We start from the raw sequence: 26,252 nt of genomic DNA, 5'->3' as shown, positions 1-26,252 counted from the left end.
CATCATTATATTAAAAATAGTATAGATATGGCAACACCTCCTTTTAAGTATCAAGAGCCTTTTCCCATGGGAAAAGACAAAACGGAGTATTATCTGCTTACAAAAGAACATGTTTCTGTAAGTGAATTTGAGGGAAAGGAAATCCTTAAAGTAGAAGCCGAAGGACTTACCAAATTAGCGAACGCAGCTTTTCGTGATGCATCTTTCCTTCTCCGCACTGAACACCAGGAACAGGTCGCTAAGATTTTATCGGATCCTGAAGCCAGCGAGAACGACAAGTTTGTTGCGCTAACTTTCCTTCGCAACTCGGAAGTTTCGGCTAAAGGTCAGCTTCCTACCTGTCAGGATACAGGTACAGCTATCATCATGGGTAAAAAAGGTCAGCAGGTCTGGACCGATGGCTGCGACGAAGAGGCCCTGTCCTTAGGAGTATATAAAACCTACACAGAAGAAAACCTTCGTTATTCGCAGAACGTAGCGCTGGACATGTATAAGGAAATCAACACAGGCTGCAACCTTCCTGCTCAGATCGACCTTTATTCAGTACAGGGTAACGAATACAAATTCCTTTGTATAGCAAAGGGAGGTGGTTCTGCCAACAAAACCTACCTGTATCAGGAAACCAAAGCGTTGTTGAATCCAACATCCCTGGTTAAATTCCTGGTTGAGAAGATGAAGACATTAGGTACAGCTGCCTGCCCTCCATATCACATTGCATTTGTTATCGGAGGTACTTCGGCAGAGGTAAATTTGAAAACAGTTAAATTGGCTTCTGCTAAATATTACGACAACCTCCCTACTTCAGGAAACGAAGGTGGTCAGGCATTCCGCGACATCGAACTTGAAAAAGAGGTTTTGCTTGAGTCTCAGAAGATGGGTCTAGGCGCTCAGTTCGGCGGCAAGTATTTTGCTCACGACGTCCGCATCATCCGTCTGCCCAGACATGGAGCTTCTTGTCCGGTAGGTATGGGTGTTTCTTGTTCGGCCGACCGTAACATTAAGGCTAAAATCAACAAAGACGGTATCTGGATTGAAAAGATGGAAACAAATCCGGCCCGTTTCATTCCGGAAGAATTACGTCGTGCCGGCGAAGGAGAAGCCGTTCAGATCGACTTGAATCAACCGATGGCCGATATTCTGAAAGAACTTAGCAAATATCCTGTTTCGACCCGTTTGTCATTGAACGGTACAATCGTAGTAGGCCGCGATATCGCACATGCTAAACTTAAAGAGAGAATCGATGCCGGTCTGGGATTGCCTCAGTATGTCAAAGATCACCCCATCTATTATGCTGGTCCGGCTAAAACACCTACCGGTATGGCATCTGGCTCCTTCGGCCCCACAACTGCCGGCCGTATGGACTCTTATGTAGACCTGTTCCAGTCGCAGGGTGGCAGCATGATCATGATTGCCAAAGGTAACCGCAGTCAGCAGGTAACCGATGCTTGTCACAAGTACGGAGGATTCTATCTGGGAAGCATCGGCGGACCGGCAGCTATCCTTGCTCAGGAAAGCATCAAGAAGGTTGAATGCCTTGAATATCCGGAACTAGGTATGGAAGCCATCTGGAAAATTGAAGTAGAAAACTTCCCCGCATTCATTCTTGTGGATGATAAAGGAAACGACTTCTTCAAACAATTGAAACCGATGTGCATCCTAAGTAAATAAGCATACCTTATTTAAATATACAGACAGGTACTCCATCCAACGGAGTACCTGTTTTTTTTATCTTTTACAAAAAAGCCCCGGCAGCAGATACTGTCGGGGCTTAATATATTAATGTAATAAATTACTTAATCACGGTTACCACGCTCTGGACGAGGACCTCTTTCCGGACGTGGACCACGTTCTGCACGGGGAGCACGCTCTTCCATACCTTCAGGGCGGGGAAGCAATACCTTGCGTGAAAGTTTGAATTTACCGGTTTTCTGATCGATATCTACCAACTTCACTTCAATTGTGTCACCCTCTTTCAAACCAGCCTCTTCTACAGTTTCCAACCGTTTCCAGTCGATCTCCGAAATATGAAGCAATCCATCTTTTCCCGGAAGGAATTCAACGAATGCACCGTAAGGCATGATTGAAGAAATCTTACCCTGATAAACTTCGTTTACTTCCGGAACGGAAACAATACCCTTGATGGTAGCAATTGCAGCATCGATACAAGCTTTGTTTGTTCCTGAGATCTCAATACGGCCAGCACCGTCAACCTCTTCGATAGCGATTGTAGCACCGGTCTTCTCCTGAATTCCCTGAATAATCTTACCACCCGGGCCAATTACGGCACCGATAAATTCTTTGGCAATGATCATGGTCTCAATACGAGGCGCATGCGGCTTCAGGTCTTCACGAGGTTCAGACATTGTCTCTTCAATCTTACCTAAAATATGCAGACGGCCCGCTTTAGCCTGAGCCAATGCATTTTCAAGAATTTCAAAAGAAAGTCCGTCAACCTTGATATCCATCTGAGTGGCAGTAATACCATCGCGGGTACCAGTCACCTTGAAGTCCATATCACCTAAATGATCTTCGTCGCCCAGGATATCAGAAAGAATTGCATAATTCTGACCTTTATTTTCTGAGATAAGACCCATAGCGATACCCGAAACCGGCTTTTTGATCTTCACACCGGCATCCATCAATGCAAGCGTACCTGCACAAACAGTAGCCATGGAAGAAGAACCGTTAGATTCCAGAATATCGGAAATAACACGTACCACATAAGGATAATCGGCAGGCAGCATACCCTTCAGGGCACGGTGAGCCAGGTTACCATGTCCTACTTCACGACGTCCTACACCGCGGCTTGCTTTAGCTTCACCGGTAGAGAACGGAGGGAAGTTATAATGTAGAAGGAAACGCTCTTTTCCATGATTCAACACGTCGTCAATCATTTTCTCGTCAGATTTTGTACCCAACGTAACGGTTGTAAGCGACTGAGTTTCACCACGGGTGAATATGGCCGAACCATGAGGACCCGGAAGACAATCCACCTCCGACCAGATAGGACGGATTTCGGTAGTCTTACGACCGTCAAGACGCTTGCCTTCGTCCAGAATAGCACGACGCATAGCCTCTTTTTCAACATCATGATAATAACGACCTATCATTTCAGCTTTTGCAGCTAAATCTTCTTCAGAAAGTGATGCCTTGTATTCTTCAACAATAGCTTTGAAAGCATCAGCACGCTGGTGCTTGTCCGTTCCCGAAATTGCGACAGCATAAGCCTTGGCAAAACACTTATCCTTAATATCTTTACGAAGCTCTTCGTCGTTCACTTCATGGCAATAAGTTCTTTTTTCCAATTTACCCACTGCTGCAGAAAGATCGAGCTGTGCCTGACAATGAACCTTGATGGCATCGTGTGCAACACGGATGGCTTCAAGCATTTCCGACTCCTGTACCTCTTTCATCTCGCCTTCCACCATCATGATGTTGTCCATAGTGGCAGCCACCATAATATCGATGTCAGCTTTTTCAAGCTGAGCGAAAGTAGGATTAACGATAAATTCACCGTTTACTCTGGCTACACGAACTTCCGAAATCGGACCGTTGAAAGGTATATCAGAAACAGCAAGCGCAGCAGAAGCAGCCAGACCGGCCAATGCATCCGGCATATCTTCACCGTCAGCAGAGAACAATATTATATTTACATAAACTTCAGCATGATAATCCTCAGGAAATAGAGGACGAAGCGCACGGTCAACCAAACGCGAAGTCAGGATTTCGTAATCCGAAGCCCTTCCTTCTCTTTTTGTAAACCCTCCTGGAAATCTTCCCAATGCAGAGAACTTTTCTTTGTATTCAACCTGCAAAGGCATAAAATCAACCCCGGGATTTGCGTCTTTGGCAGCACAAACAGTAGCAAGCAATACGGTATTGCCCATACGGACAGTTACCGAACCGTCCGCCTGTTTTGCCAATTTCCCGGTCTCGATGGTAATGGTTCTTCCATCACCTAATTCGATCGTCTTGTTAATTGGATTAAGCATAATCTTCTTTCTTATTTTTCTAATCTCTTAAATTGGGGCAAAGGTAATGAAAGTTTAACTCTAATTATGTGAAAATGAAAAGAAATAACGGGCAAAATAACCATTTTAAAGAAAAAAAAAGGAAGAAAGAAGGTTTTTTAGTACATCAATTGCAAATTAATGTATATTTGCAGCAAAATTAAAATGACAGTAAGAATATAATGAAAAAAATATCCACACAGCTGCTTTCGGCATTTACCCTGTTGCTCGTACTTTTAGCAGGTTGCAGCAAGTCGAATGAATTCACCGTCAAGGGAATTGTATCAGGTGCAGACGGAGAGACCATCTACTTCGAGAATGTAGGTATCTCGGCGGTTGCAACACTTGATTCGGCAAAACTTTCTGCAGACGGAAAATTCAAATTCCAGCGAAAGGCCACCCCTTATCCGGAGTTCTATCGTCTACGGTTGAACAAACAGTTTATCAACGTAGCCATCGACTCGACCGAAACTGTCAAATTAATTGCAGACGCCGGTACGTTTGCCACCTCTTACACCGTGGAAGGTTCCGAAAGCTGTAAAGCCATCAAAGACATCACACTTGCCCAGCTGGATGCCAACATGGAAATCAGCAAGCTTCGCAAGGCCTATGGAGCCAAAGAGATTGCAGACTCCACATACAGAACCAAAGTACTTGAAGCTGCAGAAGCCTATAAGACCGTTGCTAAAAAGTATATCTTCTCTGCCCCCATGTCGGCCGCAGCCTATTTCGCTCTTTTCCAGCAGATAGACGGATTACTGTTCTTCGACCTGTACGACAAGGCAGACTCGAGAGCTTACGGAGCAGTAGCTACAAGCTACGACCACTACTATCCGGAAAGCCCCAGATCAAAGCATTTACACAACCTGGCGTTGCAATCCATCAAAGTATTGCGTGGTCAGCGTCCTATCAACTTCGACAACATCAAGACAGAAGAGGTAAGCTTCCTCGATATCGAATTACCCACTATCACCGGAGAGATGTCGAAACTGTCTGATCTGGCCAAAGGCAAAGTGGTATTGGTAAACTTTACCGCCTACCAGGCAGAATGGTCGCCCGCGTTGAATATGGAATTAGGTAAGATCTATACCAACCACCACAGCAGCGGATTGGAAATCTATCAGATCTCGCTCGACTCCGATGCCCACTTCTGGAAAAACGCAGCATCAAACCTGCCGTGGATGTGTGTACGCGATCCGCAATCCGTTTATTCACAGGCGGCAGCACTCTACAACGTAAAACAATTACCGGCCCTGTTCATTCTGGACAAAAACGGCAATCTGGTTAAACGTGTGGAGAATATCGGCACGTTGGAAGCATCGATAAAAGGCCTTCTGTAAGACTTTTTATCCTCTGTTTCAGAAATTTATGTTTTAAAGCACATCTTTAAATTTGCTTCTTCAAAAAAGAAGACCTACCTTTGTAGGGTAAAAATAAGACAATGAGTTCCGGCCATACCGTTGGTCGGGATTCTTTTTTTATGTAGCATTCAATATTTATATAATAAGAAAAAATTAGGAGGATTTAGTATGGCTGTTAGTTATATGACAGAGGAAGGTTACAACAAGATTTTAGCAGAAATAAATCTGTTGGAAACCGTTAAGCGTCCGGAAATATCCCATCAAATTGCCGAAGCAAGAGACAAGGGAGACCTTTCCGAAAATGCAGAATACGATGCCGCCAAAGAGGCTCAGGGCATTCTGGAAGCTAAAATTGCGCAATTGAAAGGGCTTATTGCCAATGCTCGACTGATAGACGAGTCGCAATTAAGAAGCGACGTAGTACAAATCATGAGTAAGGTAACAATCAAGAACGTAAAAAATAACATGGTTATGAGCTATACGTTGGTATCCGACTCTGAAGCGAATCTGCGCGAAAACAAAATTGCGGTAAGCACTCCCATTGCCAAAGGCTTGATGGGTAAAAAGGTGGGCGATGTAGTAGATATCAAGGTACCATCCGGTATTGTTAGTTATCAGGTTGAAGAAATCTCTATTTAACTTTATAAATCATGGCAACAATATTCAGCAAGATTGTGGCAGGAGAAATCCCATGTCATAAAGTGGCGGAAGACGACAACTTCTTTGCCTTTCTGGACATCAACCCGCTGGTTCATGGACACACGCTGGTAATTCCCAAAAAAGAGGTGGATTACATATTCGACCTGAACGATAATGAGCTTGGCGCCATGATTCTATTTGCCAAGAGAGTAGCCGCGGCCATCGGGCGGGCTATCGAATGTAAAAGAGTGGGACTTAGTGTAATCGGGCTCGAAGTACCGCATGCACACATCCACCTGGTTCCTATAAACAAGGAATCCGACATCTATTTTGGAAAAACGAAACTGACCGTAACTTCTGATGAGCTGGCCGCTGTTGCCGAAAAGATCAGAAAAGAATTTATTTGACCCATCTCAGATTATGGATGGCTCTATAAAACCGGGCCAGATTCATAATCAATGTAAATGCCAATGAAAAGTGTACACTTTCATTGGCATTTATTCTTTCCGCCGGCCCGTTACGGGCACAAATCCATTCAATATCAACTTTTTGGAAACTATCTTACGTTAAGTTTCGGGTTTTACCGTGCTTAATTACAAAGATTGTTTATATTTGTCCCTTGTTCGGAAAAACATATCTAAAAAATATGCACCGAACAATTTATTTTTAATTCATTAGTGGTTTTTACTCATTAATTTGTTAACCTTACAAGAAAGGCCCCTCTGAGACAGAGCGGCCTTCTTTTTTAAACACACATACATTAAAAACTATTACCAAAGAGAAATACTTACAGAATTCCAATTAACAGGCCAGTTCGTCATCTGATAGAAATCTGGCCAGCCAAAAGTCCATCCTATTGAAACAAACCCTATTGCTGCAATAATCCAGAGGATTAAGAACGTCCATTTAAGTACGGCAGGCATCGGTTTGAATTTAAACACCGCACTGCACAATCCGTACAGAAGTGAAACAACAGGAATGGCAATCAAAACAAACGTTGCAACGCTCGCACCTATCAGTGCAGATTCCGGATAGGCCTGGATAGTACCCCAGTCGGCCATCGGCATCAGGTGATACAAGATACCGAACCCACCTCCAAAAATCAAAGCAAAAGCAACAACAACAAAAATAAACAGAGCCAGCAACAGCGGCGGTATCACAATAATTGCCAGTAAGATCAGCGCAACCTTCACCAAAGCACCTACAACCGTAACGAAAGCATCCGCCAGTTTTTGCAGGGTTGTCCGTGGCTTACCGGAGTTCACATAATCATTTACATTGTTAGACACCTTCTCGAACCCATCGGTTACAGTCTTTCCAATATTTTCGATCGTCACCCTTTCGCCTCTCATTTCAAGTTTCTCGGCTGCCGTGCGTGCCTGCGGAATAATCAGCCAAAGAATAAAGTAGATCGGAATCATAACCCCCCAGAAAAAGCAGAGAACAAACAAACCGATACGTACAGCGCTGGGATCCCAATCCATGTAGGCAGCAAAACCACCGGCAACACCACCCAATATCTTATCATCCGGGTCGCGGTAAAAACGCTTTCTACCTGTAGACGTAGTATGAGTTTTTCCCTCTTCCGATGCAAATTCCTTTTCTCCTTCAGTATCAAAAATCTCCTCCGGTTTTCCCATGCGTTTGATCACCTCTTCCACATGTTCTATCGTAATCACTTCGAAGCCCAGTTTAATGCGCTCTCCAAGCAATTCAGAGATTCTCATTTCGAAATCATTCATAATTTCGTCCGAACCCTCCTCTTTCTTAAAATGAACACGGAGGTTAGACAAATATTTTTCTAAAAGCTGGTAGGCATCTTCGTCTATATGAAATACGGACCCTCCCAGATTAACGGTAAGCGTTTTCTTCATTTTGGTAATTATTAATTGTTTCTAATGTGGTTTATTGTATTATTCAGCTCCTCCCATGCATTTTCCAGTTCACCTAAAAAAAGTTGTCCCTTTTCCGTCAACTGATAATATTTACGTGGCGGGCCTTGTGTTGATTCAATCCATTGATAGCCTAGCAGTTCACTATTTTTCAGCCGGGTAAGCAACGGATACAAAGTGCCTTCAACAACAATCAATCTTGCCTCCTGTAATTTCTGAATAATATCAGATGTATAAGCAGGCTCCTTGCTGAGGAGAAGGAGTATACAATACTCCAAAGTACCCTTCCTCATTTGTGATTTTACGTTTTCTGCATTCATTGTTTTCTGTTTTATGCCACAAATATATGCATTGCTATTGTACTATGCAATACATACTACCATATATTTTCAAATAATTTTATTTTTTACAATATATTTCACATTTGTTCACATAAAAGAGTCGAATATTACCGGTAAAAAGCCAAATTTAACAGCATTATTGCACATAAACGTCCTTTTTGTGTAAAATAATAGTATCTACCTACTCATTATCCAATGAAAAGCTTACTTTTGTATATTCAATTCAAAATAAAGGATTATGTCTTACTATCATTTTGCCGAAGTAGTACACCGTCAGGCCGACAAGTACGGGTCACGCATTGCATTAAAGTACAGAAATAACGAAACCGGGAAATGGCTCAAGATATCCTGGAGGGAGTTTGCTGACAAAGTTATGCTAACCGCCGAAGCCATGGCGGAATTCGGCATAGGCGTTCAAGAAAACATCGGCGTATATTCGCAGAACATGCAACAATGCCTGTATACTGATTACGGAGCCTACGCAAACCGGGCAGTACCCATCCCGCTCTACGCAACCAGTTCGCCGGCTCAGATAGACTACATTGTGAACGACGCCCAAATCCACACATTGTTTGTTGGCGAACAGTTACAATACAACAACGCCTTCAAAGTACAACAAAAATCGGCGGTTCTTACCCGGTTGGTCGTATTCGACTCCAGCGTAAAGCTAAATCCGGAAGATAAAACATCGGTATACTTCGACGACTTTCTGCGTTTGGGCAACAACACCCATGCGGAATCGACTGTGAAGGTACGTATGAAGGAGGCATCGGAAGACGATCTGGCTACCATTGTATATACCTCCGGCACCACCGGCGAGCCCAAAGGCGTTATGCTGCACCACTCCAACTTCATGAAGTCCATGCATATCCACACCCTGCGCCTGCCCGAAGTAAACGACAAAGACACCTCCATGTGCTTCCTGCCGCTCACCCACATCTTCGAAAAAGCATGGGTAGCCTACTGTATTCACAAAGGGGTGAAGATCGCCATCAACAACGATCCGAAGATGATTCAAAAAACGCTTCCCGAGATACACCCTACCCTGATGTGCAACGTTCCCCGGTTCTGGGAAAAGGTATACGTAGGTGTGCAGGATAAGATTAACAATTCGCCTTCGGCTATCAGAAAGGTATTCCTGGATGCCATCGAGACAGGCAGACTCTATAACCTGGAATACAAAAACAAAGGGATCAAAGCCCCCTTCCTGCTTGAAAGCAAGTTCAGGTTCTACCAGAAAACCGTATACGCCATGCTTAAGCGTGTATTGGGACTCGAACGCGGCAAGTTGTTCCCCGTAGCCGGCGCCCCGCTGTCGGACGAAGTGAACATCTTCCTTCAGTCGGTAGACATCCACATCCGTTACGGATACGGACTCAGCGAAACCACTGCAACCGTATGTTTCTATCCTGAAACAGGCTTTATCATGGGTTCCATCGGAACCATCATGCCCGATGTGGAAGTAAAGATCGATCCATCCAACAACGAAATACTCGTGAGGGGCAAGACCGTTACGGCCGGATACTATAATAAGCCAGAAGCCAACGCACAATCCTTCACGCCCGACGGATGGTTCCGTACCGGAGATGCCGGCCGTCTGGAAGGCGAGGTACTCTATTTTACCGAACGTATCAAAGACCTGTACAAAACATCCAACGGTAAATACATCGCTCCGCAGGCCATCGAGATGCTTCTCAGCAGCGACAAATACATCGAACAAATAGCCGTGATCGGCGACGAGCGGAAATTCGTGAGCGCGCTTATCATCCCCAATTTCCCTATGGTGGAAGCATATGCCAATCAAAAAGGCATCGGGTTCGAGAGCAGGGAAGAGCTGGTAGCCAATCCGGAGATCATCCGATTGATCGAATCACGTGTGGAAGAACACCAGCGCAACCTGGCCTCCTACGAAAAGATCAAGAAATTCACCCTGTTGGCCGAACCCTTCACGATGGAAGGAAAGGAACTTACCGACACGCTGAAATTACGCAGACGCGTAATCGGCGAAAAGTATGCGGCTCAAATCGAGGCAATGTATCAGGAGTAATCGTCTTTTTTCGTACCTTTGCACCCAAATATTAATTAGAACAGATAAATATGATTACATCAGACCAACTACACAACGTGTTGGAGCGCGATCTGGCGCTGAGGGGGTATCTTTGACATTGATGCCAAGACCATTCAACTAGAAGAAGAAGAACTTCGTACGCAAGATCCCGGATTCTGGGAAGACGCCAAACGGGCGGAAGAACAGATGAAGAAGGTAAAAGAGATTAAAAAATGGATAGAGCTGTATAACGAGATGCACACCGCATGCGAAGAACTCCAGCTCACCTACGATTTTTATAAGGAAGAACTGTCAACCGAACAAGAGGTAGACCAGGCCTATGCCACCTCCCTCGAGCTGGTTGAGAACCTGGAACTTAAAAACATGCTTCGCCTGGAAGAAGACCGCTTGGGAGCGGTACTTAAAATCAATGCAGGCGCAGGCGGAACCGAAAGTCAGGACTGGGCTTCCATGCTATGCCGTATGTACCAACGCTGGTGCGAAAGCAAAGGCTACAAGGTAACCATCACCAACTGGCAGGATGGCGACGAGGCCGGCATCAAGACCGTAACCATGCAGGTGGAAGGCGAGATGGCCTACGGCTATCTGAAAAGCGAAAACGGCGTACACCGTCTGGTCCGCGTATCCCCTTACAATGCACAGGGAAAGAGAATGACCTCCTTCTCGTCCGTATTTATCACCCCGCTGGTAGACGACACCATCGAGATTCAGGTAAATCCGGGAGACATATCATGGGATACATTCCGATCGGGAGGCGCCGGAGGACAGAACGTAAATAAGGTAGAAACGGGAGTCCGCCTACGCTACAACTACCGCGATCCGGACACCGGCGAAACGCGCGAGATCCTGATCGAAAACACCGAGAGCCGTTCGCAGCTGGGCAACCGCGAGAACGCCATGCGACTCCTTAAATCGCAGCTCTACGAACTCGCATTGGAAAAACGCCGTGCAGAGATCGCCAAGGTGGAGGGAGCCAAAAAGAAAATTGAGTGGGGATCGCAGATACGCAGTTACGTGTTTGACGACCGCCGCGTAAAAGACCACCGTACCGATTACCAGACCAGCAATGTTGGCGCAGTGATGGACGGCGATCTGGATGGGTTTATCAAAGCCTATCTCATGGAATTTGCGGGCACACCCAAGGAAGAATAAAACAACTTTTTACTAAAAAACTTGTATATTCCGATTAAAACCCGTAATATTGCACCCGATTTCAGACCCAGTGTCTGAACCGGTCCTATAGCTCAGTTGGTTAGAGCACCTGACTCATAATCAGGGAGTCCTTGGTTCAAGCCCAAGTGGGACCACAACATACTAAAGCACTTACGATATCTATCGTAGGTGCTTTTTCTTTTCTCAGCATCTATAAACCTTTAATTCCGGGCTCTATATTCATTAGGCGATTGCCCAGTTACACTTTTAAACAAACGGGTGAAATGCTGCGGATATTTAAACCCGAGTATATAGGCAATTTCGCTGATCGACAGACTATTGTCGTGAAGTTTATCTTTTGCAATATCCATCAGCTTGAGTTGAATATATTCCTGTGCCGATTTTCCTGTTTCCTTTTTTATAAGCTCCCCAAAATATCCCGGTGAAAGGCTTATCTGATCGGCAAAATATTTAACCGACGGCAAACCATATAACTGTGTTTTCTCTGATTCAAAATATTCATCAATCAGTTTTTCAAACCTAACCAGTATATCTTTATTGACATGACTTCGTGTAATAAACTGACGGTCGTAAAAGCGAACACAATAATCAAGGAACAGCTCAATACTTCGAACAATTAATGTTTTGCTATGCTTATCAATTGTGTGTCTCAATTCGATATCAATTTTTTTAAAACAATCAAGAATGATTTGACGTTCACTTTCCGATAAATGAAGTGCTTCGTTTACTTCATACGAAAAGAAATTATAATTCCGGATATTTTGACCCAGTGTAGTACCACGAATCAAATCGGGATGAAACCGCAACGCCCATCCTTTGGGCCTTACACTCTCTTTGTAATTTTCCACACTGAAAACCTGTTCCGGGGCAAGAAAGACCAAGGTTCCATCCTGATAGTCGTAATAATTACAGCCGTATTTAATATTGCCACACTTAATATCTTTCAGGTAAACGGTATAAAACCCGTAACTGATCCGCATTTTGCCCATCGGCTTTGAAGGATTCATCTTTTCTAATTCAACTACACTCACCAATGGATGGAAAGTTTCCAATCCCATCGCTTCATTATACTGAGAAATACTTTCAAATTTTACTATTTTATCCATGGCTATTCTTATTAATCTGAAACAAAGTTAATAATCTCATTTTAAATATAGTAAGTCTACGCATCAAATCCGGAATAATGGTAGGTATATCCGTAATTTATATACAAGTTATGTCAACATTTCAGGTCAAATTTGCATCGTGATAAATTTCAACAACGGTAAAATCTTTAATTCATTCATAGTATGAAAAAATTAGTTTACTTATTTGTTTCGCTCCTTTTTTCATTATCCGTTTTCAGTCAGAAAAAAGCCAACAACATTTCTGTTAAACTCATTGCCGACGGAGCTATAACAATCGACGGGAAGCTTGACGAAGATGCTTGGAAATCGGCCGATAGTGGAAACCAATTCTGGCAATTCTTCCCTTCCGACTCCACCCGATCGACAAACCCGACTGAATTTCGTCTTTTGTATGACGAGCATACTATATATATAGGTATTCGTGCGGAAGTGAAGTCGGACAACTACGTGGTTTCATCGCTGCGTCGCGATTTCGGAGGAGCAGCCAATGACAACGTCACATTGATGTTCGACACCTTTAACGATGGCACAACCGCTTTCCTTTTCGGGATGACTCCATACGGCGTTCAGCGCGAAGTATTTGTTTCGGGCGGCGGCTCCGATTTTAATACCAGCTGGGATCAGAAATGGCAGTTGCAAAGCACGAAGTTCGACGATCATTATATTCTTGAAGCAGCCATCCCGTTCAGCTCCATCAAATTTCATGAAGGTGCAACATCGTGGCGGGTACAGTGTTACCGTTGGGACATGCAAACCAACGAGCAAAGTGCCTGGTCTCGCGTACCTCAAAACCAACTGCTTTCGAGCCTTGCCTTTATGGGAAACATGCAATTTGAAAAACCCTTGGGAAAATCGCGCAAACCCATCGCCATCATTCCATATGTTAATGCTTTAACTTCAAGAAACTTCGCAAGTGATTCAAATGACAGTAAGCTCTCATTCGGAGGCGATGCCAAGCTGTCGATTGGCAACAGCATGAACCTTGATATTACAGTAAATCCTGATTTTTCGAATGTGGAAGTGGACGAAAATTTTACCAATCTGACCCGTTTCGAGGTGTTCATCCCCGAGAAAAGGCAGTTTTTTATCGACAACAACGACCTCTTTGGTGGGTATGGTGATGCTTATGGGTCTGCAAATCCTTTCTTTTCGCGCCGGATTGGTCTGGCAAGTGATGCGATGGGCAACCTGATTGAAAACCGTATTCTTGGCGGAGTCCGGTTAAGCGGAAAGGTTCTTCGTCAAATTTGGTGCAGGTTATCCTAAGTTGGAAAGCACGACCTTTCGTCTTAATAGTTCAAATCCAGCCCTGCCATACATCTCTCTTTTCTTGTTTTTTAATCTGTTTACATGACCCTCCACAACTCCATTACTCCAAGGGTATTTAATGGCGTTTTTTACTGCTTCCAAATCATGAATAATGCCATTTATAAAACTTTTAATCCTCCGTATTTGGGTCGACTTATACTTCTCGAGCCATTGGTCTAATCTAAGTTCATCTTTACTGTTCAAAACCTCTCTAAAAGTGTTGTATACCTCTCTCATGCTTTTTAATAACATAGAGGAGTTAATAATATCCTCTGCCAGTATGTGAGACTTGCTACACTCGCCTGTTTCCTTTGAAACACCCCATTCACTATTTGTTAAATGTATAGCAAGTCTGTTGGGTGACATTCCGCTAAATCGAGTTTCTTCATAAACTATCGGAGAGGTATTTAATGCTACTGGTAATCTTTTCTTATTCTGATATTCCGGGAAGTGCCTGTTGAACCACTGATAAAAAGATGTTTGATTACCCTTGAATCCCTGTTTTTTCAGAGACACAAATATATTTCTTACATTTAACCCCTGATTACAACACTCCTTAATCAGATCCATAAAATCTCCATAATTATTATAATAGATGGTTGCTCGTGGCAACAACTCTTCCATTTCAAAATAATATCTTACAGTATTACGGCTAATGTTTAAAGCCTTGGCAATTGCTCTTTGAGAGTAGTTGTTGTTTTTAAGCTCATGAATCCTGTTAAACAACTCCTGTTTTCTATGGTTAACACTATTGGTGTGTTTGTTATATTGTGAATCGCTGGTATTTTCGTTATCTCCACTACTTAAGCAGATGTTATTTTTTTTGCTTTTATAAAGACTCTTCCTGTGAGCCAACCAACTATTTTTAATGGTTTTATACTCCATTCGTATTTCATGTGCTATGTGATCTCCCAGATTTTTCACTAAATGAAACCTGTCTGCTATTTGTGACGCCTTGGATGCCCCAGACTTTATAGCATTAGAGTAGCTGCTTGATCGATCCCTGGTTACATACAGTATGGAGTTATGTCTTATAAGCCAATCTGCAACCTCCTCCTTGTCTCTACTCTTTAGTAGTTCTACGGGACGGTGATTAATCGCATTTACAATAATAGTACCATACGATTTGCCTTTCCTGTATGCCCAGTCATCTATGCCTATGGTGGTTAGTTCCTGAAAATGGGGCATTTCTATAGACTTAACGATTCTAAGACAGGTAGAACTGCTCTGCTTTATTGATAGGAGCTCACTTATATACTCACCTTTACGAGAAGAGACCTCAATGAGCAGTTTTTGCAAAAAGTGACTTGTGCGATCTGTCAGTCGTGAGTGTTTCCGCGTTAAGGGCAGATGTTGCTCAGAGAAAACTGTTTGAGTGCAATTACTGTAACGGCATCTAAACTTTCTGACTTTCAGTATAATTTTAACAGCTCTGCCAACTACAGCTAGATCTGTTAATTTGCGCATATAGGATGAATGGACACTTTTACTCCTTTTACCGCAACAGATACATTTTGCTGTCTTGTCTTTAAGACGGGCAGATAGAAGAATCAAATTATCACTTATAACGGAATCATAGAATACAACACCTGGGATTCCAAAAATAGCTTGGAGCGAATGTTTGTTTATAAAAAAGTTATTATCTTTGGGTTGGCTAGTGTTGTCAATCATCTTTAAATCCTTTAGTGTCAGACCTTTAAAGATAATAAAAATAATTCTATTATACTAGCTTTTTGTTATTTATTTGCCTGTATATCAACACAATAAGTCAATTATACTGGTTGTTTAAGAACCGTTATTTTGCACCAAATTTGACGAAGAACCCGCATATGCACCCACCCGATTTTACTTTATTATTTGTGACTTTTCGAGTATTTTGCGTGATAAAGAAATCAATCACGCATAGATATGTCAGGAAAAGTAAAACGAATGAGCACAATTAAACAATTGATTCAGCTGCACCTGGCGGGCGTATCCAACCGACAGATTGCAAAGCAGCTAGGTATTTATAAAAATACGGTAAACAAATACATCCGGACATTGAGTCTGGATCCGTTAAGTTGTCAGGATCTGCTTACCTTAGACGATCCTGTGCTGGAAAGACGTCTGCATGCCGGTTCTCCGGCTTATTGCCAGGACCGCTTCGATGATCTGAAAACGCTTTTGCCCTATATAGAAAGTGAGTTAAAGCGAAAACATGTAACCAGACATTTGCTTTGGCAGGAATACCGACAAAGTCGTTTTGATGGTTACAGTTACTCTCAGTTCTGTTATCATCTCTCCCAATTGGAATCTGCCCGCAAGCCAACAGCCATTCTCACTCATAACCCGGCAGAGAAGCTGTTTATCGATTTTGCAGGAGATACCCTCTGTTATATAGACAAATCAAGGGGAGAGATCGTTTCTGTTCAGGTGTTTGTTGCCTGTTTGCCTTTCTCTGACTACACCTATGTGCAGGCAGTGATGGATCAACGGACCGAAAGCTTTATCCATGCTCTGGGTTGTTGCCTGCAGGAATTAGGGGGATCTCCCAAGATACTGGTACCTGACAATCTGAAGGCTGCCGTAATCAAAGCAGATAAATACGAGCCGGATATCAACCATGTACTTGAAGACTTTGCCAACCATTACGGGTGTGTTGTAACACCCGCCAGGGTTCGCAAGCCTAAGGATAAGGCTCTGGTGGAAAGCAGCGTAAACAGGATTTATCAACGGGTTTACGCCAAACTGCGTCATCAGACTTTTTTCTCTCTGGAAGAGCTGAATAAGGCGTTAAAAGAAAAAACTCGGGAACACAACCAAACCCGTATGCAGCAAAAAACGTATAGCAGGGAAGAACAGTTTCTTGCAGAAGAAAAAGCGCTTCTCAGGGCATTGCCGGCTCATGCGTTTGAAATAAGATACTATACAGAACTGAAGATTGCCCAGAACAATTGCATCTATCTGGGCCGGGATAAACATTATTACTCTGTACCTTTTCAACACATCGGCAAACAGGCCAAGGTTATTTATACCCGTACGCTTGTAAAGGTTTATGTTAAAGGTGAACTGGTGGCTACTCATCCCCGTTCATACAAATTTGGCTATACCACACAAAAAGAACATCTGTGTTCGGCCCATAATCACTATCTGGAGCGAAGCCCTGAATATTATTTGCGGATAGCAGAAAACCGATCGGAGGCGCTGTACAGGTTAATCCAACTCATTTTTGATAGCCAGGAGGTGCCAGAAATATTATACAAACGCTGTGACGGACTTCTGAGCCTGCAACGCAAAAGTGACCCGGTTCTCTTTGACCGGGCATGCCATATTGCGACAGAGAACCATATAACCAGCTATAAATTTGTTCGGAACCTGATGGATAAAAGAGATCTCATCAATGAGCAAGAGGTCGCTGGAGGAACTCTGCCCAAACACCACAATATCAGAGGAAAGCATTATTATCAATAACTATAAAAAAAATAATCATGGAACAAATCAAGTCCAGACTAGCCGGCCTCCGGCTCCCGGGAATGGCCCACTGTTGGCAAACCCTGTATGAAACACGTAAGGTAAATGAGCTATCACTGTCCGATGGGTTGGAGCTGTTGCTTCAGTCCGAAGAAGACCAACGCACAAGCAACCGATGTGCCAGATTGCTTAAAAATGCAGCTTTCCGTTATAAAGCCTCCATCGAGGAACTAAGCAATGATCCGGCAAGAGGGATAGATAAGTCACTGATCACAAGACTTTCTTTGGGTGAATATATAAAAAACGGAGACTCTATCCTTATCACCGGAGCGGCCGGTGTAGGAAAAAGCTTCCTTGCATCCGCCCTGGGTCACCAAGCCTGTTTGCAAGGTTACTCGGTGGCGTATTACAACATGCAGAAACTGATGATCAAACTCAAACAAAACCGGCTGGAGGGTATCATAATCCGGCAGTTTGAAAAGCTTGCGGCAACCGAACTGCTCATTATTGACGATTTTGGACTCACTACCCTCGAAAGACAACAACAACTTGATCTTATGGAAATCATCGAGGACCGTCATAACAGAAAGGCTACGATTATAGCAAGCCAGTTCCCTGTGGCAAGCTGGTTTGACATTATTGGAGAAGAGACGATTGCCGATGCAATTTTAGACAGAATAGTACACACATCGCATCGTTTTGAACTAAAGGGAGAGAGTTTAAGAAAAAAACTGTAAATTTGGCAGATTTAGAAATGTTCGTTAAGTCATAAAATAGAGGCATATCTGCTTTTTAGGTGGGTGCATATCACCGGAATAGCTAAAAAATATAATGATAAATAACTAATTACATTTAACAAGAATGGAGCCACAATTAATCGGGACCAAGTTTTTCCAAAAAGATCCATCTCCCTTCTAGCAACATTAACATAAGACCAAATTGATATTTGAGTCAACACAATTACAAGTATAAATAGAATATCTGTCATCACTTTTTTCTACAAAAGTATGTTTATAATTCAATTTTTTACATAAATTTTCAATAAAAATGAATGTAGAAGAATTTATAAAAATAAAGCTGAGAGTCAATCCCAGATTAAAGAGCTGAACAAACAGATGTCAAATACTAAATATATCTTACAGATCTCATTTTCATTGAATTAGTTATTCGATAATATACACCTGTGAGCTTCCCTTTTTTCGGACAGAGTTCAAACTATGGCCTCAAATCTAACCTACGTTTAGATTATTTTTTTATCTTCGCAAACAATGAGCACTAGTATACTTTTCAACTGGAATCTGGTATACTTTTCAATTGTTATATACAGAAGAGATAAGATAAAATTATAAATCATGAAGACAATAAAAATTATAGAACAACTTCTTATTGATGTTGATGGTGTGAAAGCTAAAACAAAAAACGGAAAATATCAAACTGTACATTTAAGGCAAGGTAATTTGGATGGTGCATGTGCCGTATATTCAACAATGATGAATTTGATCTTGATTGGTGCAGTAAAATTCAGCGATATTAGACTCTCAGGCAACAATTATGACAAACGATATGGGATTGAACGGCTTAAAAAGGAGTTTTTTGATCTAAAAGGGTTGCACAGAGAGGGTAATTACTTTTATCATGAGGAGTTCGATAATATCAAAGAAATGCTCCAACGTAGTTTTTCAAAACATGTATCCAGCACGCATATTGAAGGTAATGCAGATGAAATAATTGATAAAATACATCAAAATATTAATAACAATCAGCCACTACTCATTTCAATAGCTTACAAAGGAAGTGGTTCACATGCCTTGGTAGCAGTTGGCGTTGAAATTAATGAACAAAATCAACCAATCAAAATATTATGTCTTGACCCTGGTTGTGAAACGCCAAAATTTACATATTGGAATAGTATAATAGATTTAAAACCACAGGGTGGAAAATATAATTTTAGAAATATAACAGAAACAGGAGATTGTAAGTATGTACAACTTCAAGATGTTTTAGTGATTAGTAGTAAATAATATCATATTAACCCAACTTAAATAATACAACTACTATTGAAATGGAAAACAGTTCTCATATAAATGATAAATTTACAATTGATGAGCTTTTGCACTAAAGTTGGAAGCACAAAGACAGTAAAGAGTTCTTTAAGTTCTTTGATTATATTGCAAAATTCAATCATTATTCCATATACAACACGATGTTGGATTATCTTCAGAATGATGCGGTAATATTTTTTGGAGATACATCCGGGAGTGTAATTTAAACTCTGTCTGGTTCATATTCTAGGAAAATCACTACAAATATAATTTTTCTTTTTGGATTTACAAATGCTTTTTAAGGCTGTTATTGGTAGTGTGCAAGGGCGGTGAGGAACGAGCCGTTTATATACCCTTGCTCACTACCGGGAACAGCCTTTTCTTTGCGTTTGAAAAACCGGGAAGAAAAATGGATTATATATCCAATGGCATTCTATCACCGAACTTAATCCGCAATTGACCGGCTGTCAATGCCCAATTATGAAGAGGCTGTGTCCATTTTTTTGAGATATTTATAACGGCCAGGTAGATCAACTTCATCAAGGCCATGTCATTAGGGAAAACGCCCTTTGTCTTGGTCACTTTTCTAACTTGACGATGGAAGCCTTCTACGGCATTAGTGGTGTAAATTAGTTTTCGAATCTGTTCATCATAAGCAAAATAGGATGTAAGCTTGTCCCAATTCCTTTTCCATGAATCCATGACTACAGGATATTTCTTACCCCATTTATCTTGTAGTTTATCAAAATTCAATTCCGCCAGATCAAGCGTAGGGGCTTGATAGATTGTCTTTAAATCAGACATAAACTCTTTCTGATCTTTTGAGGCAACATATTTCAATGAGTTCCGGATTTGGTGAACAATACAACTCTGTATAATCACATGAGGGAAAATTGTGCTGATGGCCTCTGCGAACCCCGTTAGATTATCAATACAAGCAATCAAAACATCTTTCATCCCCCGGGCTTTAAGATCGGTCAGAACACTCAACCAGAAGTTAGCTCCCTCGCTTTCGGAAACATACATACCTATAAGCTCCTTACGGCCATCTTTGTTGATGGCCAATACATTATACACTGCTCTGCTTTCGGTTCGGCCTCCATCTTTTACTTTATAGTGCATCGCATCCAACCATAGAATGGTGTACATATTCTCCAAAGGGCGACTTTGCCATTCTTTTACCTTGGGAACGATCCGGTCTATTATTTCGCTAAGGGTATTGTGTGAAATCTCCACATCGTACATTTCCTCTATATGAGTGGAAATATCTCTCAGACTCATCCCCATGCCATACAAACTGATAATTTTGGAGGACATATTATCTGCCAAAATCGTCTCCCGTTTCTTGAGAATCTCCGGATTAAAACTGCTGTGGCGATCCTGGGGAGTCACTATCTCAATCTCCCCGGCCATCGTTTTAACGCGCTTACTGCCTCGGCCATTACGCTTATTGCCAATCTGACGCTCTGACTCATCCAGATGAGAGGACATCTCTCCGTCTAAAGCGGCTTCTAAAAACTCTTTTAATAAGGGGCCAAAGGCGCCATCCTTTCCTGTGAGTGATTCACCACTGCGAAGTTGTGCTAATGCCTTGTCTCGCATTAACTGGTACTCTTGACTGTTTCTATCCATAATGCAAAGTAAATTGTTTTTGGACAGAGTTCAAATTACGGTCTCTAACAAAGGGAGATGCCAGGCCTTATGTAATTTTTATTAACACTTAACCCAACAATATCTTTATCATTTCATCATTGATATAGGGTTTGAATGCTTTCTCCCATATGGAAGATTTGTTGCTGATTGATTTAGAATCGATAGATGGCTCGTATCGTGTAAGAATGTCTATAGACCATGGGAAGGATTTGTTGTCTATCAAACCCTGATCGTAGCATTCGCCTCCGGTAAGCGATAGCAGATTGCCTCTTTCATCGTATAATTCGCATTTTCTAAAGCCGCCCCATTGAATATGTTCGGCGTAACGGTCTATTAATTTTTCATTCCATGGTATTTTTTCATTGGAACATAGCTGATTCCAGTCTATATGGGATTTATAATTGTCAATCATTTCTTCATTCCAGTCTATTCCTGGATTGGAACACAACGAATTCCAATCGATATAGTGTTTATGGTTTTCGATGATGTCGATAGTCCAGGGAAAGGTATTATTTATAGAAAATGATCTCCATACCTTATTTTTGATGGATTGCCATTTGTCGCAATGGGTTTGGTAGAAATCGGGGTCGTGCGCAAATAAAAAACTATTACTTGCTATACCGCTCCAATCAATTTTATCACTCCAAAGATGTAATAGATCTTTTTCTATCCATGGTAGATGGGGATTAGCAGATATAATTTCCCAGTCAACGGAATGTTTGTATTTTTCTATAAAGTGGAAAGTGATAAGTGTGCGGTTTGTCTGTACTCCATAATAGGATAAATAACTTTCATCCAGATATTTATCAAACAGTCTAAGCGTCCATGGTATTGATTTATTGTGCGCTAATTCGACAAGATCCCATTTGGGAAAATACTTATCTAAAAGCGCTTCACTCCAGGCTACATTGGATTCTGCAGAAAGCTTATTGAAATTTATTCTATCCGCATATTTTTCAATCGTTTCATTATCCCAATAAAGCCCGTGGTTGGCCACTATCGAGCCGAAACAGATATCATCGGATCCGTACCAATCAATTTTAGTGTAGAATTTATCCAAAAAGCTTTTATCCTTGAAGACACTGCTATTTTGAGTTACTGTTTCCCATTCTAAATCTTCGGAAAAGGAATTTAGGATATCATACGTCCAATGAATGTTGCTGTTTTCGGAGATACGATCCCAGTTGAGCGTCTTGTGATACGTTTTCAGTTGAGATTCAGACAATGGATAGTATGATGATATCCAATCCCTCAATAGATCGGGATGATCTAAAAGGAAATGAATAATTTTATGTTGATGGTCTGATGTCATTTTAAGGAAAAGTGTGGTTTATTCGTGTTCACAGATTGATTGGATGCAATAGTTCAAAATTAGAGAATTTAATTTGATATAACAAACTATTATTGGAGTTATTATCTTCTAAATATTTCCAACCTGCTTGGTTGGTGTTTGATTGCAGTAGCCGGAACCAGTTACCTGTATAAGTTGCTGGTGTAGGATAAAAAATGGTCGGGATATATTTGCACACATTATAATGTTCGCGCGGCGCACGTAACCTAATAAATTAATTATCCAAATTACCCGGACTGCTATGAAACATTGTATAATTAGTTGCGAGAAGAAAAATAACCCTTATATTTGCAATGGACAATTTCAATATTCACTGGTTTAATTAATTTAATGTTTGTAGAGATAAAGGAAAGTATAAGAAAAGTCCGGCTCGCGAGAGTCGGACTTTTTATATTTTATAGCATTAGAATAACCTATCTTAAATGTCAAACACCCAGCTTACTATCTCTCTATCAGAGGCTATACAAAGCGATCTTTTTATAGAAAAGAGGCTGTCTTAAACAAAATTCCGCCAAACGACTGAATAAAAATGCGCCAAATGACTGAATAGAATTGCGCCAAATGACTGAATGAAATCAAGCCAAATGACTGAATTCAAATATTTATCTTATCTTTGCCACATACATAGTAACCTTATACATATAGATTTATATGGCAAAAGATAGTTATAAACCAAGAGTGATAGACCAGCTTCTAAGCAGGAAATTGCGAGGTAAAGGTGCCGTATTGATAGAGGGTGCAAAATGGTGTGGAAAGACATCGACCGCAGAGCAACAGGCTAAAAGCATCATTTATATGTCAGACCCCAAACGCAGAGATCAGTACCAGCTATTTGTTGATTCAAATCCGGAGATGATATTAGATGGAGATACACCTCGCTTGATTGATGAATGGCAGGAAACGCCAAAACTGTGGGATCTGATACGATTCGAGGTTGACCATCGTAAAGGTCTGGGGCACTTCATTCTTACAGGGTCTGCCGTACCGGCAAACCGGGATGAAATTTTACATTCGGGTACAGGGCGTTTTGCCTGGCTGATTATGCGTCCGATGAGCCTATGGGAATCGGGCGACTCCAATGGCAGTGTAAGTTTACGCGAACTATTTGATTCTCCAGAGAGTATTGCTGCAACTTGTGATTTAGATTTGAAAAGAATAGCCTTTCTTACTTGTAGAGGAGGTTGGCCACAAGCATCGCTTTTGAGTAAGGACGAAGACATTGCTCTGGATCAGGCTATCGATTATTACGATGCGGTGGTGAATTCTGATATTCAGCGGGTAGACGGTGTAGACAGGGACCCGGAACGGGTAAAACGATTGATGCGCTCTTATGCCCGGTATCAAGGCAGTCAATCGTCTTTTGCTGAAATAGGAAAGGATATGACAGCTAATGAGCATGGCGGATTAGACGAAAACACCATAAGTTCTTACCTCAATGCGCTTAGAAAAATATTTGTTGTAGAAGATATGCGCGCATGGAATCCTAATCTGCGTTCCAAAACAGCTATCAGGACTACGGACACCCGTTACTTTGTTGACCCATCCATCGCAACGGCTGCCCTTGGATTGGGGCCGGATGACTTAATGCATGATTTGGAAACGTTTGGTTTGATTTTTGAAACACTTTGTGTTCGGGATCTTCGGGTATTTGCACAGGCTCTTGATGGAGAGGTATATCATTACCGGGATAAAAACGGATTGGAATGCGATGCCGTAGTTCATTTACGAAATGGCAGCTATGGTCTTATTGAAATTAAGTTGGGTGGCGACAAACTAATTGAAGAAGGATCTAAAACACTGAATACACTCGCTTCAAAAATTGATACAAACAGAATGAAGAATCCTTCTTTCCTGATGATACTTACAGCGGTTGGCGACTTTGCCTATCGCAGGCAGGATGGCGTTTATGTTGTTCCTATAGGATGCCTCAAAGATTAGATGCATCTGGAGTAAAAAAATTCCCTTAAGTGAACGGGATGATCACTTAAGGGAATGTATTTTAAATCCAGGTCAATCGAGTCTTACCAGCCGGGGTTCTGTTTCCATTGGTTGTTGGTAAGCGACAACATGCGCGACTGGATAGGATACAGGTAGTCTCTGTCCAGTTTGAACTGCCATCCGTTCTGATAGTTCTTGTTATTGAATGGGATGATATAGCGTTTGGCATCTCCGGGTTTTCCGCTCAGGAACAGGTTGTTGTTGGCTGCCTGATCGTACACCAGTTTATTGCCGTAGGCTGTCTCCAGACTGCTTCCGGTGAACAAGGCTCCCAGAGGGGTTTTGTTTACAATCAGCTTGTCGGCTGCCGCCCAGCGCAGGATGTCTGTAAGACGACTTCCTTCGAAGGCTTTCTCCACACGACGCTCCCGGCGTACGGCCTGAATGTATTTATCCAGGTCCTTGAAGGGATAATCTGATGCGGTGTTGTACTCGCGGTCGAAATCTACCGCAGGCATGCCTACACGGTCGCGCAGGGGCTTCAATGCGGCTGCAATCTTAGCGGCGTTGGCTGCTCCGTTCAGTTCGGCCAAAGCTTCGGCGTAATTGAGCAGGATGTCTGCATAACGGTATTGGATGGCCGGAGCCTGACTCTTACCTTCGCCGTCGATCGTAGGAGTGTAGGTGGTATTGAATTCAACATACTTCAGTACCGAAAATCCGGTGGTGTTCTGGTTGTAGCTGTTTCCATCCAACGGCGGACGAACAAATACGTAGGCGTTGTTGGGACGGAGCGGCTGACCGGGAGTACAGACTGTCTGAGACAGACGGGGGTCGCGTACCGTAGGCAGTAGTTCGTTTCCGTATACTTTCTGTGCATTCTCACGCTCTGCACCCACAAACGGGCGACCGTCTGCCGTAAGGTAATCGTCTACCAGCGACAAGGATGCGCCGGTGATACCTCCACCCTGGTTCAGGTAGCGGGTTACCGAATGCCCGATGTTATCGCTTGCATCGTATTTTTTCCACCATAACACCTCTTTGTTAGTAGAAAGGTCCAATGTAATAAACAGATCGCGGTAGGCTGTCTGTGTATTGCCGGTTGCGATGCTCCACACGCCACGGTCTATCACCGCCTTGGCTGCATCGGCTGCCTGCTGCAGGTAGTTGTTTATTTTCTCGTCGGTAACACTCTTATCGTAGAAAGGGGTGCCCTTGGCTTTGTGGTACTTCTCCCAGGTTCCTTCAAACAGGGCCACTTCGCTTTTAAGCGCGCGGGCTACATCTTTGTGTACCCGCATGGTGGCGCTGTTGTTCTTTTCGCCCAGGTTCTCGATAGCCACATCCAGGTCGGCCAATATCTTATCGGCAATCATGGTACGGCTGTCTCTGGGGCGCTCCATCTGTTCCTGTACAGGGTCCAGCACCTCATCGATCCAGGTAAGCTCGCCGTAGTTTACAAACATCTGGTAATAATACCAGGCCCGGAAGTAATAGGCCTCGCCGATGCATTGGTTCATAGCCGCACCGGTCTCCTTGCAGTTCCCGAAGTTGTTGATCAGGAAATTGACATTGCGGATGTAGGTGTAGTTGGTGAGCTTTGTAGCATCGCTCAGCGCCGTTTCGCCGGCAAGCCTGTCGTCTATCACGTTGGAGATCATATTGTCGCTGGCCATGTCGCCAAAGGCGATACCCGAAGCATTACCCACATTCTGCGATTGGGTACGCACGCCTGTCTCGTAAAACTGGTTCAGGTATTTGGTAATCTCGGCAGTGCTGCTGAATGCAGTAGATGTGGAGAGAACGCCCTCCGGAAGTTTATCGAGGTCCGAACAGCTTGTCAAACCGAAGATAAGTGCTAAACCTATAAATATTTTTATTCTTTTCATATTGACGCGT

The 26,252-nt window shown here is 42.5% G+C and carries 19 protein-coding genes and 1 tRNA gene; 12 read left to right on the top strand and 8 right to left on the bottom strand.

Annotation, left to right across the window (positions count from 1 at the left end):
* Nucleotides 1-27 precede the first annotated feature (27 nt).
* Nucleotides 28-1,668 carry a fumarate hydratase gene (locus F5613_RS15785; protein WP_179400468.1) on the top strand — a complete coding sequence of 547 codons (1,641 nt, stop codon included), beginning with the start codon at nucleotides 28-30 and terminating at the stop codon, nucleotides 1,666-1,668.
* A gap of 125 nt (nucleotides 1,669-1,793) precedes the next feature.
* Here F5613_RS15785 and pnp read toward each other — a convergent pair whose 3' ends face one another.
* Nucleotides 1,794-3,992, bottom strand: coding sequence for a polyribonucleotide nucleotidyltransferase (gene pnp, locus F5613_RS15780; RefSeq protein ID WP_068181975.1), 2,199 nt, complete (start codon nucleotides 3,990-3,992; stop codon nucleotides 1,794-1,796).
* A 200-nt stretch (nucleotides 3,993-4,192) separates the two neighbouring features.
* Between pnp and F5613_RS15775 the strand changes: the two genes are divergently transcribed.
* The 3 genes from F5613_RS15775 to F5613_RS15765 all read left to right on the top strand — a co-directional run bounded on the left by F5613_RS15775 (nucleotide 4,193) and on the right by F5613_RS15765 (nucleotide 6,417).
* A complete protein-coding gene (locus tag F5613_RS15775) occupies nucleotides 4,193-5,350 on the top strand; it encodes a TlpA disulfide reductase family protein (protein WP_068181971.1) in 1,158 nt (385 codons plus the stop codon).
* Nucleotides 5,351-5,539: 189 nt separating this feature from the next.
* Nucleotides 5,540-6,010 (top strand): transcription elongation factor GreA, encoded by a 471-nt coding sequence (gene greA / locus F5613_RS15770; RefSeq protein ID WP_068181968.1) that lies wholly within the window; start codon nucleotides 5,540-5,542, stop codon nucleotides 6,008-6,010.
* Between the two features lie 11 nt (nucleotides 6,011-6,021).
* The gene (locus F5613_RS15765) at nucleotides 6,022-6,417 is read left to right on the top strand and encodes an HIT family protein (protein ID WP_179400467.1); all 396 of its coding nucleotides are present in this window, start codon (nucleotides 6,022-6,024) and stop codon (nucleotides 6,415-6,417) included.
* A 363-nt stretch (nucleotides 6,418-6,780) separates the two neighbouring features.
* Here the strand turns inward: F5613_RS15765 and F5613_RS15760 are convergent, their stop codons facing one another.
* The gene (locus tag F5613_RS15760; protein ID WP_179400466.1) at nucleotides 6,781-7,884 is read right to left on the bottom strand and encodes a PspC domain-containing protein; all 1,104 of its coding nucleotides are present in this window, start codon (nucleotides 7,882-7,884) and stop codon (nucleotides 6,781-6,783) included.
* Nucleotides 7,885-7,895: 11 nt separating this feature from the next.
* Complete coding sequence (locus F5613_RS15755; RefSeq protein WP_079682127.1) at nucleotides 7,896-8,222, bottom strand: PadR family transcriptional regulator; 327 nt, start codon at nucleotides 8,220-8,222, stop codon at nucleotides 7,896-7,898.
* Between the two features lie 259 nt (nucleotides 8,223-8,481).
* On the opposite strand from F5613_RS15755, the gene F5613_RS15750 reads away from it, so the two are divergent.
* The 3 genes from F5613_RS15750 (at nucleotide 8,482) to F5613_RS15740 (ending at nucleotide 11,618) form a co-directional block, all read left to right on the top strand.
* Nucleotides 8,482-10,290, top strand: a complete 1,809-nt coding sequence (locus F5613_RS15750) for an AMP-dependent synthetase/ligase (RefSeq protein ID WP_179400465.1) — start codon at nucleotides 8,482-8,484, stop codon at nucleotides 10,288-10,290.
* Between the two features lie 50 nt (nucleotides 10,291-10,340).
* Nucleotides 10,341-11,463, top strand: a protein-coding gene (prfB, locus tag F5613_RS15745; protein ID WP_139376547.1) for a peptide chain release factor 2 whose coding sequence is annotated in 2 segments (ribosomal slippage) — nucleotides 10,341-10,403 and nucleotides 10,405-11,463 — 1,122 coding nt in all. Because the reading frame shifts where the segments join, the coding sequence is not laid out codon by codon here.
* Between the two features lie 81 nt (nucleotides 11,464-11,544).
* A tRNA-Ile gene (locus F5613_RS15740) sits at nucleotides 11,545-11,618 on the top strand.
* Between the two features lie 66 nt (nucleotides 11,619-11,684).
* Here the strand turns inward: F5613_RS15740 and F5613_RS15735 are convergent.
* Entirely contained in the window at nucleotides 11,685-12,590 is a 906-nt protein-coding gene (locus F5613_RS15735; RefSeq protein WP_179400464.1) for a helix-turn-helix domain-containing protein, read from the bottom strand.
* A 183-nt stretch (nucleotides 12,591-12,773) separates the two neighbouring features.
* On the opposite strand from F5613_RS15735, the gene F5613_RS15730 reads away from it, so the two are divergent.
* Entirely contained in the window at nucleotides 12,774-13,877 is a 1,104-nt protein-coding gene (locus F5613_RS15730; RefSeq protein ID WP_179400463.1) for a carbohydrate binding family 9 domain-containing protein, read from the top strand.
* Here F5613_RS15730 and F5613_RS15725 read toward each other — a convergent pair.
* Entirely contained in the window at nucleotides 13,869-15,590 is a 1,722-nt protein-coding gene (locus F5613_RS15725; RefSeq protein ID WP_179399297.1) for an ISL3 family transposase, read from the bottom strand. The two genes, F5613_RS15730 and F5613_RS15725, sit on opposite strands and share 9 nt — an antisense overlap.
* A 237-nt stretch (nucleotides 15,591-15,827) precedes the next feature.
* On the opposite strand from F5613_RS15725, the gene istA reads away from it, so the two are divergent.
* The 3 genes from istA to F5613_RS15710 all read left to right on the top strand — a co-directional run bounded on the left by istA (nucleotide 15,828) and on the right by F5613_RS15710 (nucleotide 19,390).
* Complete coding sequence (gene istA / locus F5613_RS15720; RefSeq protein WP_179400462.1) at nucleotides 15,828-17,369, top strand: IS21 family transposase; 1,542 nt, start codon at nucleotides 15,828-15,830, stop codon at nucleotides 17,367-17,369.
* A 17-nt stretch (nucleotides 17,370-17,386) separates the two neighbouring features.
* Complete coding sequence (gene istB, locus F5613_RS15715) at nucleotides 17,387-18,106, top strand: IS21-like element helper ATPase IstB (RefSeq protein ID WP_179400461.1); 720 nt, start codon at nucleotides 17,387-17,389, stop codon at nucleotides 18,104-18,106.
* A 615-nt stretch (nucleotides 18,107-18,721) separates the two neighbouring features.
* A complete protein-coding gene (locus tag F5613_RS15710; protein ID WP_179400460.1) occupies nucleotides 18,722-19,390 on the top strand; it encodes a hypothetical protein in 669 nt (222 codons plus the stop codon).
* A 435-nt stretch (nucleotides 19,391-19,825) separates the two neighbouring features.
* Here F5613_RS15710 and F5613_RS15705 read toward each other — a convergent pair whose 3' ends face one another.
* Nucleotides 19,826-21,043 carry an IS256 family transposase gene (locus F5613_RS15705; protein WP_179399823.1) on the bottom strand — a complete coding sequence of 406 codons (1,218 nt, stop codon included), beginning with the start codon at nucleotides 21,041-21,043 and terminating at the stop codon, nucleotides 19,826-19,828.
* Nucleotides 21,044-21,131: 88 nt separating this feature from the next.
* Nucleotides 21,132-22,376, bottom strand: a complete 1,245-nt coding sequence (locus tag F5613_RS15700) for a hypothetical protein (protein ID WP_179400459.1) — start codon at nucleotides 22,374-22,376, stop codon at nucleotides 21,132-21,134.
* A gap of 690 nt (nucleotides 22,377-23,066) precedes the next feature.
* Between F5613_RS15700 and F5613_RS15695 the strand changes: the two genes are divergently transcribed.
* On the top strand, nucleotides 23,067-24,353 hold the full coding sequence (locus tag F5613_RS15695; RefSeq protein WP_179400458.1) for an ATP-binding protein: 1,287 nt from the start codon (nucleotides 23,067-23,069) through the stop codon (nucleotides 24,351-24,353).
* An 83-nt stretch (nucleotides 24,354-24,436) separates the two neighbouring features.
* Here the strand turns inward: F5613_RS15695 and F5613_RS15690 are convergent, their stop codons facing one another.
* A complete protein-coding gene (locus tag F5613_RS15690) occupies nucleotides 24,437-26,242 on the bottom strand; it encodes a RagB/SusD family nutrient uptake outer membrane protein (RefSeq protein WP_179400457.1) in 1,806 nt (601 codons plus the stop codon).
* Between the last annotated feature and the right edge of the window lie 10 nt (nucleotides 26,243-26,252).

The sequence above is a fragment of the Macellibacteroides fermentans genome (assembly GCF_013409575.1).
GTDB lineage: Bacteria > Bacteroidota > Bacteroidia > Bacteroidales > Tannerellaceae > Macellibacteroides > Macellibacteroides fermentans.
Note: the sequence above shows the minus strand (reverse complement) of the source record. Positions and strands in the feature narration are given on the sequence as shown.